This window comes from Pseudidiomarina insulisalsae, assembly GCF_003987065.1.
Taxonomy (GTDB): Bacteria; Pseudomonadota; Gammaproteobacteria; order Enterobacterales; family Alteromonadaceae; genus Pseudidiomarina; species Pseudidiomarina insulisalsae.
Window position 1 is genome coordinate 151,800 of sequence record NZ_PIPY01000005.1, and the last position, 13,929, is coordinate 165,728.

General features: G+C 51.7%; 13 protein-coding genes. 7 read left to right on the forward strand and 6 right to left on the reverse strand.

Going from position 1 to position 13,929, the window contains the following annotated elements:
• Positions 1-328: 328 nt before the first annotated feature.
• Positions 329-1,066, reverse strand: coding sequence for a YciK family oxidoreductase (locus tag CWI71_RS05995; protein ID WP_198678746.1), 738 nt, complete (start codon positions 1,064-1,066; stop codon positions 329-331).
• 252 nt (positions 1,067-1,318) lie between these two features.
• Between CWI71_RS05995 and CWI71_RS06000 the strand changes: the two genes are divergently transcribed.
• From CWI71_RS06000 to CWI71_RS06015, 4 genes are all read left to right on the forward strand, one after another.
• Positions 1,319-3,709 carry a VolA/Pla-1 family phospholipase gene (locus tag CWI71_RS06000; RefSeq protein WP_126754362.1) on the forward strand — a complete coding sequence of 797 codons (2,391 nt, stop codon included), beginning with the start codon at positions 1,319-1,321 and terminating at the stop codon, positions 3,707-3,709.
• Positions 3,710-3,786: 77 nt separating this feature from the next.
• A complete protein-coding gene (sohB, locus tag CWI71_RS06005; RefSeq protein ID WP_126754363.1) occupies positions 3,787-4,788 on the forward strand; it encodes a protease SohB in 1,002 nt (333 codons plus the stop codon).
• A 12-nt stretch (positions 4,789-4,800) separates the two neighbouring features.
• Positions 4,801-5,373, forward strand: coding sequence for a DNA endonuclease SmrA (smrA, locus tag CWI71_RS06010; RefSeq protein WP_126754364.1), 573 nt, complete (start codon positions 4,801-4,803; stop codon positions 5,371-5,373).
• Positions 5,374-5,387: 14 nt separating this feature from the next.
• A complete protein-coding gene (locus tag CWI71_RS06015) occupies positions 5,388-6,092 on the forward strand; it encodes a hypothetical protein (RefSeq protein WP_126754365.1) in 705 nt (234 codons plus the stop codon).
• Positions 6,093-6,133: 41 nt separating this feature from the next.
• Here the strand turns inward: CWI71_RS06015 and CWI71_RS06020 are convergent, their stop codons facing one another.
• Both CWI71_RS06020 and CWI71_RS06025 read right to left on the reverse strand, forming a co-directional pair.
• Positions 6,134-7,432, reverse strand: a complete 1,299-nt coding sequence (locus CWI71_RS06020) for a dicarboxylate/amino acid:cation symporter (RefSeq protein ID WP_126754366.1) — start codon at positions 7,430-7,432, stop codon at positions 6,134-6,136.
• A gap of 165 nt (positions 7,433-7,597) precedes the next feature.
• Positions 7,598-8,197, reverse strand: a complete 600-nt coding sequence (locus CWI71_RS06025) for a Yip1 family protein (RefSeq protein ID WP_126754367.1) — start codon at positions 8,195-8,197, stop codon at positions 7,598-7,600.
• Between the two features lie 223 nt (positions 8,198-8,420).
• Between CWI71_RS06025 and miaE the strand changes: the two genes are divergently transcribed.
• A complete protein-coding gene (miaE, locus tag CWI71_RS06030; protein WP_126754368.1) occupies positions 8,421-9,203 on the forward strand; it encodes a tRNA isopentenyl-2-thiomethyl-A-37 hydroxylase MiaE in 783 nt (260 codons plus the stop codon).
• On the opposite strand, the gene lpxH is transcribed toward miaE, so the two are convergent.
• Together lpxH and CWI71_RS06040 are read right to left on the reverse strand one after the other, a co-directional pair.
• Positions 9,160-9,915 (reverse strand): UDP-2,3-diacylglucosamine diphosphatase, encoded by a 756-nt coding sequence (lpxH, locus tag CWI71_RS06035; protein ID WP_126754369.1) that lies wholly within the window; start codon positions 9,913-9,915, stop codon positions 9,160-9,162. The genes miaE and lpxH overlap by 44 nt on opposite strands.
• 8 nt (positions 9,916-9,923) lie before the next feature.
• Positions 9,924-10,424 carry a peptidylprolyl isomerase gene (locus tag CWI71_RS06040; RefSeq protein WP_126754370.1) on the reverse strand — a complete coding sequence of 167 codons (501 nt, stop codon included), beginning with the start codon at positions 10,422-10,424 and terminating at the stop codon, positions 9,924-9,926.
• Positions 10,425-10,548: 124 nt separating this feature from the next.
• On the opposite strand from CWI71_RS06040, the gene cysS reads away from it, so the two are divergent.
• Positions 10,549-11,928 carry a cysteine--tRNA ligase gene (cysS, locus tag CWI71_RS06045; RefSeq protein WP_126754371.1) on the forward strand — a complete coding sequence of 460 codons (1,380 nt, stop codon included), beginning with the start codon at positions 10,549-10,551 and terminating at the stop codon, positions 11,926-11,928.
• 22 nt (positions 11,929-11,950) lie between these two features.
• Complete coding sequence (locus CWI71_RS06050; protein ID WP_126754372.1) at positions 11,951-13,480, forward strand: M17 family metallopeptidase; 1,530 nt, start codon at positions 11,951-11,953, stop codon at positions 13,478-13,480.
• Between the two features lie 30 nt (positions 13,481-13,510).
• Here CWI71_RS06050 and CWI71_RS06055 read toward each other — a convergent pair whose 3' ends face one another.
• Complete coding sequence (locus CWI71_RS06055; protein ID WP_126754373.1) at positions 13,511-13,909, reverse strand: acyl-CoA thioesterase; 399 nt, start codon at positions 13,907-13,909, stop codon at positions 13,511-13,513.
• Between the last annotated feature and the right edge of the window lie 20 nt (positions 13,910-13,929).

Consider the following 13,929-nt stretch of genomic DNA (forward strand, 5'->3'; position numbering starts at 1 on the left):
GGCATGGCCCTCGTAAGGTCTTTATCATGCCCAAATTCATCGTCCTCGTGGATCTTTTTTTTGGGGGACCGTCAAAGGTAATGTGTTGTTTTCATACAATATTTACATCATAGCTACTGAGGTTGTTCCAAGGGGGAATTACAACGTGCGAGTTTAGAACCCTAATGGTAGGCTAAATAATCTGCCTGTGTAGAATATTTTGTATCAAACCATAGCATGGTGGAGACGGTCTGCAAATATGGCGTGGTATTTAATTCCTCGGAGTGAGCGGTAGAATTAAAACCGCAACAGGCGGGCTGTTTAGGTCGCCTGTTGCGAGCTCAGGAGCTTACTGAGCGTCCAGCGACTGGCCGTTGACATCGAGGCTGGCGTCGCTCATCAGATACAGGTAGGTCGGCATAATGTCAGCCGGCGTTTTTAGTTTATTCCGATCTTCTGCAGGGTAGGCGCGAGCGCGCATGGCCGTGCGCGTGGCGCCAGGGTTGATAACATTCACGCGAATTGAGCTACCTTCATACTCGTCGGCCATGACCTGGGCCAGACCTTCGGTGGCGAATTTACTCACCGAGTAGGGGCCCCAGAATGCACGGCCTTTGCGGCCGACTCCCGATGATGTAAATACCACGCTGGCATGCTGAGCCTTTTTCAGTGCTGGTAATAATGCCTGAGTCATCAGAAACTGAGCTGTCACGTTCACTTGCATGACGTCGTGCCAGTTTCCGTGGTCAATATGCTCAAAGGGTGACAACACACCGAGTAAACTGGCATTGTGCAGTAAGCCATCGAGTCGGCCGAACTGCTCAATAATGGTGGCGCAGAGGCCTTGATAATGGGAGAAGGTTGCGCCTTTCATATCGAGTGGCACGATGGCTGGTTCAGGACTGCCGTTGGCTACAATTTCGTCGTAGACTGCTTCAAGTTTGCTGGTGGTGCGTCCCAGTAAAATGACGGTTGCACCTGCGCGAGCAAAGGTTAGCGCGGCTTCTTTACCAATGCCGTCGCCGGCGCCGGTTACCAGAATCACTTTTTCATCTAAGGTGTAGTTTGCTACGTTGTCGTTATGCATCTTGCTCATTTTCGGCTTACACTACTAGCTAGTTTGAAAGATGGCTCAAGTGTACTGGTTTTTGCTCTGATTCTCAGCTGTCACCGAGAAATTCTTGAAAAATACTTTTAACTTGGGCCGTGGCGGTGTATAAAATTTTGTTAAGTGTGTCTCTTGTCCTACCAGTTATAAAAAGCGATGATAGGCAAGATGAACCAAAGCATCTGTCGGTGCTAAAAACATAACAATACGAACAAGGATTGGGGAAGCCTCATGAAAAAACTCTTGCTTGCAACGGCGATTACCAGCGCCTTCACCCTGGCCGGCTGCGGCAGCGGTGATGAAGCACCACAAAGCGAAACGGTGGATTTCCAGGTCAATGCGACCCGCGTTGTATTTGATCCAAGTAACGGTGAAGTTCCGGTACCCTCTAACATTTTATTAAGTGGTAGCGCTGACGGCACGTTAAACATTCCGGTGGCTGACCCCACTGATAACTCTGATCCGCAGGTTGCTTTAAACGGCCTGGACGGATGGGGAACCCACTCAACCCTAACCTTTAGCTTTTCATTACCTTTTGACGAGAACGGCGAGCGTATTGCCGTCGATGCTGCAACGCTGGAAGCTCCGGGCAGTATTCGGGTATTTGAAACGATTATGGGCGGTACCGCTGTCAGTGCTGGCTGTGCCGCAGCAAGTCCGGCAGCCACCTGCGCGGTTGCAGCTGAACTGACCCACGGGGTCGACTTTATCGTACGCGCTACGGGCCCGGACGGTGTCGCAGTTATTCCGTTGAAGCCGTTGAAAGCGAAAACTGGTTATGCAGCAGTTCTGACTGACAATATTCAGGACGAATTAGGTCGTGATGTGCGTCCTTCACAAACCTATGGCCTGATGAAGCGTGATCCGGATACCGATCCGGTTTCCGGGGATGCGTCGGCAGTCGGTCTGCAGCGCTTAATCAATTCTCATGAAGACGCATTAGCGGCTTTCGGTGTTGCTAAAGAAGATATTATTTATGTCTCTAGCTTTACCACGCAGTCCATCAATGATGTCTTTGGTGCTATCAAAGGCTTGATGGCACAGCAGTTCTCACAAGGTGGTGGGCCAGCGCTGATGGCTCAGCCGACTGAAATGACTGTCGGCGACGCACTGGTTGCTGCGGGTCGTTTACAAGTGAACCTACAAGACCCGGCTTATCTTGCAGCGGCATCAGCGCAGCTGTATCAAGGTGAGGTCAGTCTGCCTTATTACTTGCCGGTAGCTACTGCTGAAAACCCGCAGGCACCATTAAATGGCCGCTGGCGTGCAATGTGTGACAGCCCGGCTTCGATTCTGGGCGCGGTGGCAGCAGGTGCACTCCCGGCAGAAGCTATCGATCCGGTAGCCTTTGAGGACCCGTCACGGCTATTACCTCCTTATAACTGCTATGACTTCCCGGGTATTGACGAAGAGCGTCACCTGACCAAGTACAACCCGGTTCCAGCGGCAACGACCAGTATGGACGTGCCGGCAGTTGTGACTGTCCCTGACGTGAACACTGCCAATAAGGTGCGCGCAGCGCAAGGCTTATCGCCACTGTCTGAGCCTGCGGATGGCTGGCCGGTCGTGATCTTCCAGCACGGTATTACCGGTGAGAAAACCAACCTGTTTGGTATTGCTGGTACATTATCTGTCATGGGCTTTGCGACCGTTGCTATTGACCATCCGTTACATGGTGACCGTGGTTTTGGTCCAATTAACGCCACCACCGGCAGCCCCACTGCTTACATGAACCTGGGCAGTCTGCTGACTGCGCGTGACAACCTGCGTCAGTCAACCTCTGACCTGTTAGGACTGCGTTTGAGTTTGAACGCTGCGCAAGGCGCGCCATTAAATGGCCAGGAAGTGTTCTTCGTGGGTCACTCACTGGGTGCAATTGCCGGTACTAGCTTCACAGCTATGGCAAACGAACCTATGTCAGGACCTCTGGCACCTGCCTCAGCACTGTACAGCGTGAAAGCCAGCAGCCTGATGGCACCGGGCGCAAGCATCGCTAACTTCCTGTTAGCTTCGAACGCCTTTGGTCCGGTAATTAAAGCGCAACTGCTTTATGCGGCAAATGCTGACTTTGCAGCTGCGGTGAATGCTGCAGCGCAGGAGGCCGGTATCGCGCCGACCTCACCACAGTTCCAGAACCTGTTAGTACAGGTTTACCAGCAGTTCTGGTCTGGTTTAAGCAGCACGGAGCAAGCGCAGGTCAACGCCTTATTTGAACAGTTTGCATTCGCGGCGCAAACGGTAGTTGATTCGGCAGATCCGATTAACTATGCCGAGCAAGCGGTTGAAAATGACAGTGCTTTCCATGTTATTGAGGTTGTAGGTAACGGTGCTGAGTTCCAGCCTGACCAGGTGATTCCGAACTCGGTTCCAGGTAAGCCTCTGGCGGGTACTGAGCCATTAATTACAGCGCTAGAGTTACAGAGCATTACGCAAACGATTGTCAGCGTTGATGGTTCAAAAGTCTCTGGTGCGGTGCGCTTCATTGAAGGTGATCACGGTTCGATTGTTGATCCGTCTGCATCAGCAGCAGCAACCATGGAAATGCAACTGCAGGCAGCGGGTTGGTTCAGCACCGATGCCACCGTAATTCCGGTGAGCAACACTGCAGTAATCAAACAATAATCTGTATACTGACAACAGATGAGTTGAAAAGGGCCGCTCGTCGGCCCTTTTTTTATGATCAGAAAAAAGAGGGCAGCATGGCGTTTCTACTTGAGATTGCAGACTTTGTACTGAAAGCAGCCATTATTGTGTTGGCGATTGGCGTTGTCATCGGCTTAATTGCCAATAACGCACAACGGCAACGCAAGCAAAGCGGTGAATTGCAGGTGCGTAACCTGTCGAAACAGTTCCGCAAAGCAGCGCAAAAGTTAAAAGATGAGCTGTTAAATAAAAAGCAGCGTAAACAGGCGCACAAAGAAGCAAAGAAAGCAGAAAAGTCTGCGGAGAAAAATCAGGATGCTGAGGAGCGACGTATTTTCGTCGTCGACTTTAACGGCAGCATGGATGCACAGGAAGTCTCTGCGCTAAGTCGTGAAATAAACGCCATTATTGGTGCTGCCAGCGCCGGCGATACGGTAATGGTGCGCTTAGAAAGCCCCGGTGGCGTAGTGCACGGCTACGGCTTAGGAGCGGCGCAATTACAACGTCTGCGCGATGCTGAACTAAACTTGGTGGTAAGTGTCGATAAAGTAGCAGCCAGTGGCGGTTATATGATGGCTGCAGTGGCCGATGAGATCATTGCGGCGCCGTTTGCGATTATCGGCTCGATTGGCGTGGTCGCGCAGTTGCCTAACTTTCATCGCTGGTTGAAAAAGCACGATGTTGATTTTGAACAGGTAACCGCCGGCGAATTTAAGCGTACACTGACCATTTTTGGCGAAAATACTGAGGCCGCACGGCGCAAGTTCAAACAGGATCTTGAGCAAATTCACCATCAGTTTAAACAGCATATTGCTGAGTACCGCCCGCAAGTCGAATTAGATAGCGTGGCAACCGGTGAGTACTGGACCGCTCAGCAGGCAAAAGAGTTTGCCCTGGTCGACACTATTATTACCAGTGACAGCTGGTTATTAGAGCGCGCCGAAACGAACACCATTTTGCATGTCACCTATCAGGAGAAGCGCCCGCTGGGTGAACGTATTGGCAAAAATGTCAGCGCCATACTGATGCAGATTCGGGAGTTTTTAACTAAATCGTAAACGGGAGTTGTTATGCGTGACGATTTTGACGAGTTCCGCCAGCAAATGGCTGACGTGACGCCCATTAAAAATGACGATGTTATAGCACCACGAAAGGCCAGGCCGACAGCGGCACAGGAGGCGCGCCGAAAAGCGGCGGAGAAGCAGCTTGAGGACGACATTAACTACCTGTCCATGGAGTTCGTCGACTTAGTCGAGCCGGAGGAGTTGGTGGAATTTCGTCGCGATGGCGTGCAGCATGGCGTATTCAAACATCTGAAACAGGGCCGCTATGCCATCGAGGCGAGCCTTGATTTGCATCACCATAGTTTGCGCCAGGCGCGTGAGGCGCTGTATGAGTTTATTCAGCTTTGCCACCGCCGCGGTGTACGCTCGGCCATTGTGGTACATGGTATGGGACGCCATTCCAAGCCGCACCCGGCTTTGTTGAAAAGCTATGTGGTGAAATGGCTGAAGCAACTGGAACCGATTATGGCTTTTCATAGCGCCCAGCGTCAGCATGGCGGTGCCGGGTCTGTTTATGTGATGCTGCGTAAAAACGCGGAGCAAAAGCATGAAAATCGTGAGCGCCATCAAAAGCGCTAAGGGGCGCAAAGATCATGATAAAACCGTTGAAATTAAGTGCTGCCCTGGTGTTGCTTGCCCTAAGTGGTTGTGCTGAAGCTGTTCCTGAGCAAACGCTGTCTGAGCGAGTGGCAGAGCAACTGACAGAGCGGGTCGACCGCCGTTACGATGCCAGCTTCACCTATCAAAACTTCGAGCTTAATACACTGACAGCAGAACTCATCGCAACCGATGTTGGCCTGGCCACACGCGTGAACGAGCTGGATGACGGCCTCAATCAGTTGTTATGGGCCGACTACGTGCGCTTAACCGGCGACTGGCTAAGCCAGCGTCAGGATCAACTTCGTATTGACCGTGCAGAGGTTGTCGATGCGCAGGTCACTCTGGCTTATTACGCTGCTGGGCGCTCCAATCTGCATGCGCTGGTCGAACAGGTGAAAGGACAGCTGCCGCTGCATAACGCAAATCAGCAGGTACTTTGGCAGATCGACGAGGTGATTTTAAATAATGTCGTGGTGAACTTGTTTGATCAGGGGAGGCCATTATTAAGTGTGCAACTGCAGCGTTTAGAGTTACCGCCTTTACACAGTGAGCAAACCACGGATGAATGGGTCGACAGTGTCATCGGCCCGTTATTGGAGCAGCTTATCGAGCAGGTCATGGGTGGACAGACACAAACGATGACGGTGGACATGCAGGGTCTAACGGCATTTGTCTGGAGGGAGTTAGGGGCGTTTTAACAACGCCCCTGGTCAATCAGGTTAAAAGAGACACGCAGATGTTACAGCTGCTCGCTCACATCCCGCTCTTTCAGGTCGGCCTGGTCGTCATTGAAAACGCCGACATCCAATTCGCCTTCACTTTTGGCAACAATCATACTGACCATAGCATCGCCGGTGACGTTGACAGACGTACGGGTCATGTCAAGCAAACGGTCCACGCCAATAATCAGACCGATACCTTCAACAGGCAGGCCAACCTGGCCTAAGACCATTGCCAGCATGATTAAGCCGACACCGGGTACACCGGCCGTACCGATACTTGCCAAGGTCGCGGTCAGTACGACCATAGCGTAATCGGCAATGCTTAAATCAACCAGATAGACCTGGGCGATGAATACGGTTGCGACACCTTGCATGATTGCGGTGCCGTCCATGTTAATGGTGGCGCCTAACGGCACGGTGAACGAACCGATTTTATTGCTGACACCTAAGCGCTTGGTCACGGTTTCCAGGGTGACAGGAATCGTGGCGTTACTGCTTGAGGTAGTGAAACCGAAAATCTGAACTTCGCGCATTTTTTTCAGGAAGGTGAGCGGGCTCAAGCCGGTCAGGCCTTTCAGAATCAGCGAGTAGGTAACGACACCATGCAGAATTAGGACCACAAAAACCAGTAAGAAGTATTTACCCAGACTGAAGATGGTTTCAAAGTCGGTTTCGCTGAATAATTTCGCCATCAGCGCAAAGACACCATAAGGTGCAAGGTTCATCAGGATAATAACCAGCTTCATGATGACTTCGTTGAGGTCATCAAAAAAGCCTTTCAAACGTTCCCCCGACTTACCAACCAAAGCCATCGCGATGCCAAACAACAGAGCAAACACAATAATTTGCAGCATGTTGCCGCTGGCCATGGCTGAGAATGGGTTGGTCGGGAACAGGTCAATAATCACCTGAGCCAATGACGGTGCCTGGCTGGGTTCAAACGTGGCATCGGACTGCATTGCAACGCCGGCACCCGGTTGAATTAGCACTGCCGCAAAAATCGCAAAGCTGATAGCGATTGCGGTGGTAATCATGTACAGGCCCACTGACTTCCCGCCTAAGCGACCCAGTTTGCTGGGGTCGCTGAGCGAGCAGGTACCGACCACAAGCGAAATAAACACTAATGGCACGACCAGCATTTGGAGTGAGGCAATAAAGATCTGACCGACGACGTGGAACAGGCCTTTGGTGAGGTAGCCTTCGACTAAAACGCTTTCCGGGAATAACAGTTTAAGTAGAAAGCCAACGATAATGCCTGCAAACATACCGATGACGATACGCGCTGTTAAGCTGAGCTTTTTCTTATTATCACGCATACATTTTCCTGAGAGTTAATAAAATACGGATAAACGAAGACTATCAGAATTCATCGCACGATTTTAGTAGTGCGAAGGGAAGCTGCCGCAAAAAAAACAAATCTCGCAGAATTTACCATAAAAAACGCTGACCGAAGTCAGCGTTTCAGGGAGGAAGAAGTGAAGTTACCAGCGGTATTCGGGACCAAAGCCGTTGGCCCAGAGAATGGCTGAGGTGACCATTAATATCACCAATAGAATAAGCCCGGCCGTAACGACCGAACTAGCGTAAATAAAGCCACGCTCTTCCGGTATATGCATCATGATGGGCACACCGGAGTAGAGCAGATAAACTGAGTAGGCAACCCCAGCTAAAAACGCCAGGGTGACAAACCACAGCTCAGGATAAAGCGCAGCAACACCTGACATGATGACGGGCGTTGCGGTGTAGGCGGCCAGTTCCATCGACTGGGTAAATGTGGGGGTGGCGCCGAAGGTTTTGGCCATCCAGTGGATCAGGTAGCCGAGCGCAAAAGCGGCGCCGATAATACCAAGATACATCGCAATGCTAAAAGAAAGCGCGCTGGATTCGGTCAGGAACGTTGCTTCACGGGCGCCAATACTCCAACCAATATGCGCCGAAGCGTAATAGGCCGCTGCACAAGGAAGCAGGGCCACTAACAGAATATGGCTTAAGGCATACGTCATACTCTCATGACGTTGGTCAATGGTTTTCCATTCTTCCCGAGGGTGTGCGTACAGTCCCCAAATATGATTCAAAATCATGCTAGAACCTCTACTTCTCGTTGTTTTGTAAAATATTATTATTGTTATTACTGCGTTTTTCGCGACGTCGATTTTTTCATCGACTTACATCCTATATTGGTCGGATTTTCAACAGTGTCAAGGCTTTTTGGGTGACAGAACCGGCATTTTCCGGGTAAAATACGCAACCTTCCACTTCTGCTGTTGTGGTGCGCTTTTTCGATTCAAACCCGCGGTAAAATCAATGAACACAGCTCAAATCACTCGGTTATTGGCCCCCATTCATGACTTTTTACAGTGCGAAACCCCCGATGAATGGCTGGCTGAAGCAGCTAAACCTGAAAACTTACCGGTGTTATTGCGTGATCATATGGTGTGTGAGTTAAAAGCCGCACAAAGTGCAATGTTATTGATTCGCCGCTACGCCGTTGACGAGGCCAGGGGTCATGCGTTGTTGCAATGGCTGGCGCCCTATGAAGACTATACTTATCGCCTGGCTGGCGACTGGCGCGAGCTGGCGCAGCAGAACCGGCTGAAGAAAGCCATGGTACCGCGTTCTGATAAGCCTTACAGCGCCGAGCTTATTGATAAGATGGTGATGTTGATTAAAGAAGAGCTCCATCACTTTTATCAGGTGCTGGAAATTGCTGAGCAGCAGCGTATTGCATACGACAAGGTCACCTCGAGCCGGTACGCCAAAGAGCTCCTGCGTCACGTGCGCACGCATGAGCCTGCGACGTTAATCGATAAACTGATTTGTGGTGCTTATATCGAAGCCCGCTCGTGCGAGCGGTTTGCCAGGCTGGCACCTTTGCTGGCACCTGAAATCGGTGAATTTTATGTCTCGCTGCTGCGCTCTGAAGCGCGTCACTACCAGGACTATCTGAGCCTGGCCGAGCAACTTGCCGGTGCAGATATTAGTGAGCGGGTAGCCTATTTTGGGGCGATTGAAGCAGAACTTATTTCAACACCAGACGCTGATTTTAAGTTCCATAGTGGTCGGCCGCAGGTAACGGCTGCTGTCTGAGCTCGAAATCATCGGCAGTGACTTTCAGCATGCTGCCTTGCGTATACCAGTCACCAAGAACAATACGTGTAGCGCTGCTACCATCAGGCAGACGGTGCTCATGTATTGCGGGTCGATGCGTATGGCCATGAATCATTTGCTTTACTTCGTAACGCTGCAAATAGGCATCTACGGTTGCGCAATTGGCATCCATAATGGCCAACTCAGCTTCACTTAGCGGACGTTGGGTTTTACTGCTGTGCCGTAACTTATTCGCAATACGCATGCGCGCTGCTAAGGGCAGGGCTAATAGCAGTCGCATCACCCACGGCTTACGGATCCAGCGTCGAAAGCGCTGGTAGCCCTGATCATCAGTACACAGCAGATCACCGTGCAATAGCAGGGTCGGTGTACCATAGAGACTGACCAGGTAAGGATCAGTTAACAGCCTAATACCGGTACGTTGGGAAAATTCGCGGCCAATCAGAAAGTCGCGATTACCTGCGACAAAATAGGTGGGAATGCCATGGTCAGTAAAGCGGCGCAGTTCGTCCTGAACTTGCGCCGCAAAGCTACTGGTGTCGTCATCACCGATCCAGGCGTCAAATAAGTCACCAAGAATATACAAGGCATCAGCACTGCGGGCGGTATCGCGTAAGAAATCAAAAAACAGATGCGCGATATCGGGCCGGGCCGGACTCAGATGCAGATCGGAAATGAACCAGGTCGCCATGTCAGGCCTTATTCACCTTCAATTTCAGCTTTTTCGATGACCACGTCATCTTTTGGCACGTCCTGATGGAAGCCGGCTTGCTCGGTGTAAACCTGAGAGATTTCCTCAACCACATCCATACCTTCAACCACTTTACCGAACACGCAGTAGCCCCAGCCACCCATGCTCTCGTTTTTGAAGTTCAAAAAGTCGTTGTTAGCGACATTGATGAAAAACTGGCTGGTTGCAGAGTGCGGGTCCTGCGTACGCGCCATAGCAATGGTGCCTTTTTCGTTTTTCAGACCGTTGTCAGCTTCATTTTCAATGGCTTCATGGGTGTTTTTCTGAACCATTTCACGGTTGAAACCACCGCCTTGAATCATAAAGCCGCGGATAACCCGGTGGAACAAGGTGTCGGCATAAAAACCTTCACGTACATAGCGCAAGAAGTTTTCGACGGTTTTTGGTGCCTGCTCTGGGTAGAGCTCAAGCTTGATAGCACCATGATTAGTATGCAAAGTCACATGCATGGGACAAACTCCGTTGATGTTTTAGCGAAAAATTTGCGTCAGTTTAGCACTGTTTGTGAGAAGGCTACAGCATGCGGTATCATAAACAGTCGTGGAACTAATTATAACTGGAGTCGTACATCGCATGTTGAGCATATTTGATACCCTGCGCCGCAGTAAGGAAGTCTTTCAGCCAATCACCCCCGGAGAGGTGAAGCTGTATGTATGCGGGGTTACCATTTACGACTACTGTCATATCGGCCATGCCCGCACCTACGTCGCTTTTGACGTAGTGGTCCGCTATCTTCGTGCGAAAGGTTACAAGGTCACTTATGTACGCAATATTACCGATGTTGACGACAAAATTATCCGACGTGCGAATGAAAACAAAGAGTCTATTGACGCCGTGACCGAGCGCTTTACCAAAGCCATGCACGATGACTTTGATGCCCTGAACCTGTTACGTCCGGACATTGAGCCGACGGTGACCGGCCACATGGGTGACATTATTGCCATGATCGAAACCCTTATTGCGCGCGGCAACGCCTATGTGGCGAGCGATGGCGATGTCCTGTTTGATGTCAGTTCCTTCGTTGATTATGGCGAACTGAGCCGGCAGAACCTTGAGCAATTGCAGTCCGGTGCGCGGGTCGATGTTGCTGATAATAAGGCAAACCCTTTGGACTTTGTGCTTTGGAAGCGGGCCAAGGAAGGCGAGCCGAGCTGGCCTTCGCCCTGGGGCGACGGGCGTCCCGGCTGGCACATTGAGTGCTCAGCTATGAATAAGCGCCATCTGGGCGAGCATTTTGACATTCATGGCGGTGGCTCGGATCTTATTTTCCCGCATCACGAAAATGAAGTGGCACAAAGCTGTTGCGCCAACGACAAAGATTACGTGAATTTCTGGATGCATAGCGGGATGGTGCAGGTGGACGCAGTGAAAATGTCAAAATCACTGGGTAACTTTTTCACCATTCGCGATGTACTGGCAGAATATGACGCCGAGTCGGCGCGTTATTTCTTGCTCTCCAGTCATTACCGTTCACAGTTGAATTATTCCAAAGATAATCTTGATCAGGCCCGCGCCGGTCTGGAGCGCCTTTATACCGCTTTGCGTGATGCCCCGGCAGGCAACTTTGATGAACGTCTGGCGGCCCCATTTAAACAGCGCTTTGAAGCGGCCATGGACGACGACTTTAACGTCCCGGAAGCCTTACCGGTGTTATTTGACCTGGTGCGTGAAACTCATCGCGCCGATAGCCCTGAGCTGGCCGCAGCGCATGCAGCGACCTTACGGCATTTAGGTGCTATTCTTGGTTTATTACAACAAGAACCACAGACTTTCTTGCAAGGTGGTGCCGGTGACGACGTTGACGCGGCAAAAGTTGAAGCACTGATTCAGCAGCGAAACGACGCGCGCGCTGCTAAAGACTGGGCCGCCGCTGATGCCGCCCGCGATGAATTAACAGCACTTGGAATCGAATTAGAAGATACGCCGCAAGGTACACGCTGGCGTCGTATCTAAACTGACCACAACGAGGATAGCTATGGCATTTCCAAAAGTTGAAGTAGTTGAAAGTTACAGTACCGCCCATAACGATTACGATGCGGTGATTCTGGTAGGTGACTTTGATCAGCACCTGCCGCCTGAGTTTGCCGACTTCGTCGCGCGGGCGAAGCAGTCCGATCGTCGCGTGGGCCAGCAGCCGTTGCTATTGGCAGCTGATGTGTTCGGCGGTCGCCTGATTACCGCGCCGACGGGCCCGTTAAGCCGTGACTTTGATGACGTACGCACTATCGCCGACGCGGCGGGACTGGGCGCCCGGATCGCGCAAATGGCCGGCGTTACCAAGCCGCTGCTGGTCGTTTTCGGCACTCAGGACGATGCCCGTTACGGTCAGGCTGAAGCAGTGGCTTTCTGGGGGCTTTGCCAGGCACTCTACGAGCCGCTGGAAGCACGTGAGGCTTTGGGTGAGGAAACCATCGAGACCATTACCACCGTGGGTGTGGTTGGCACCCTTGATGCTGAGTGGTTAAGTGCTGTTGAAAGCGGTAAACGCGTCGCACGCGACTTGTGCGGTACAGAGCCTGAGCGTATGGCGGCGCCACGTTTTGCTGAATATTGTCAGCAGGCGTTTGCGCATACCCCGGTAAAAGTAACCGTCATTGATGACATTCAGCAGTTACAGCATGAATACCCGCTGTTAATGGCGGTGGCCCGTGCTTCGTTAAAGGTTGAGCGTCATTGGCCGTGCGTTATCCGCCTTGAATACAATGCCCCGGCTGCAGAGCAGACACTGATGTTTGCCGGCAAAGGCATCGTTTATGATACCGGCGGCGCGGATCTGAAAACCGGCGGTCATATGGCTGGAATGAGCCGCGATAAAGGTGGCGCTGCAGGCGTAGCCGGCTTTATGAAAACCGTCGCTGAAATGCGCCCCGAGACAGTGAGCGTGGTCGCTGAGCTTGGCGTAGTACGCAACTCAATTGGCGCCGAAGCCTTTGTCGCCGACGAAATTATTAAAGCTCATAGCGGGGTTCGGGTACGCATCGGTAACACCGACGCGGAAGGCCGTTTATTGCTGGCTGACTTGTTGTCGCACTTACGCGTGCAGGCGGCCAATTATCCGCGTCCGCAACTGTTCAGCGTCGCGACCCTGACAGGGCATGCGGCATTGGCGAAGGGGCCTTATACCGCATTGGTGCCAAATGGTCCGGCGCGTGCCAATGGTCTGCATGACAAACTATGGGAAGCCGGTGAAGTCTATGGTGACCCGGCCGAAGTCAGCTGGTCGCGTCGCGAGGACTTTAGTTTTGTCGCACCACGCACCAAGGCCGACGACGTGCTTTCGAGCAACAACGGTCCCTCAGCGACGACGCGTCGCGGTCATCAGTTCCCGATGGCATTTCTGACCATTGCTGCAGGTCTTGACCGCCATGGTAATGACAGCGATCATCCGCTGCCGTATGTGCATGTGGATATTGCCGGGAGTGGCGTGGAAGGTGGCGACTGGCAACACGGTAAGCCCAGCGCGACACCTGTGACTTGTTTTGCTGGCGCCTACTTACATAAGTAAGCGCATCGCAAAGTAAAAAAGCGCCGGATTTTATTCCGGCGTTTCTATTTTTATTGACTCCAGTTCCGCGTAGGTTTTGCCATGCGGCTTAGGCGCGCGTGTCGCCGGGTCAATATGGACAAAGACAATATCGTCCGCCACGCAAATATTCTGCTTGGTTTGCTTGTTACGTACCACGCAAGTCAGGGTCACTGACGTCCGTCCGGCCTTTTTCACACCCAGCCCGAACTCAACCACATCGCCCTGATAGGCAGAAGTTTCAAAACTGATCGCGCCGATATGTTTGGTCACCAGACTTTTGGCATCGAGCTGGCAAGCAGCAAAAATGTAAGCTTCTTCGTCAATCCATTCGAGAATACGGCCACCAAATAACGAGCCTGCGAAATTCAAGTCATTTGGCATGACTAAGCGGCGGGAAAGAAAGCGCATCGATTTTCACTCCATGAGTT

What these genes read in the sequence shown, in the direction of transcription:
- CWI71_RS05995 (WP_198678746.1), bottom strand. Translation starts at nt 1,066, where the DNA reads ATGCATAACGACAACGTAGCAAACTACACCTTAGATGAAAAAGTGATT.
- CWI71_RS06000 (WP_126754362.1), top strand. Translation starts at nt 1,319, where the DNA reads ATGAAAAAACTCTTGCTTGCAACGGCGATTACCAGCGCCTTCACCCTG.
- sohB (WP_126754363.1), top strand. Translation starts at nt 3,787, where the DNA reads ATGGCGTTTCTACTTGAGATTGCAGACTTTGTACTGAAAGCAGCCATT.
- smrA (WP_126754364.1), top strand. Translation starts at nt 4,801, where the DNA reads ATGCGTGACGATTTTGACGAGTTCCGCCAGCAAATGGCTGACGTGACG.
- CWI71_RS06015 (WP_126754365.1), top strand. Translation starts at nt 5,388, where the DNA reads ATGATAAAACCGTTGAAATTAAGTGCTGCCCTGGTGTTGCTTGCCCTA.
- CWI71_RS06020 (WP_126754366.1), bottom strand. Translation starts at nt 7,432, where the DNA reads ATGCGTGATAATAAGAAAAAGCTCAGCTTAACAGCGCGTATCGTCATC.
- CWI71_RS06025 (WP_126754367.1), bottom strand. Translation starts at nt 8,197, where the DNA reads ATGATTTTGAATCATATTTGGGGACTGTACGCACACCCTCGGGAAGAA.
- miaE (WP_126754368.1), top strand. Translation starts at nt 8,421, where the DNA reads ATGAACACAGCTCAAATCACTCGGTTATTGGCCCCCATTCATGACTTT.
- lpxH (WP_126754369.1), bottom strand. Translation starts at nt 9,915, where the DNA reads ATGGCGACCTGGTTCATTTCCGATCTGCATCTGAGTCCGGCCCGGCCC.
- CWI71_RS06040 (WP_126754370.1), bottom strand. Translation starts at nt 10,424, where the DNA reads ATGCATGTGACTTTGCATACTAATCATGGTGCTATCAAGCTTGAGCTC.
- cysS (WP_126754371.1), top strand. Translation starts at nt 10,549, where the DNA reads ATGTTGAGCATATTTGATACCCTGCGCCGCAGTAAGGAAGTCTTTCAG.
- CWI71_RS06050 (WP_126754372.1), top strand. Translation starts at nt 11,951, where the DNA reads ATGGCATTTCCAAAAGTTGAAGTAGTTGAAAGTTACAGTACCGCCCAT.
- CWI71_RS06055 (WP_126754373.1), bottom strand. Translation starts at nt 13,909, where the DNA reads ATGCGCTTTCTTTCCCGCCGCTTAGTCATGCCAAATGACTTGAATTTC.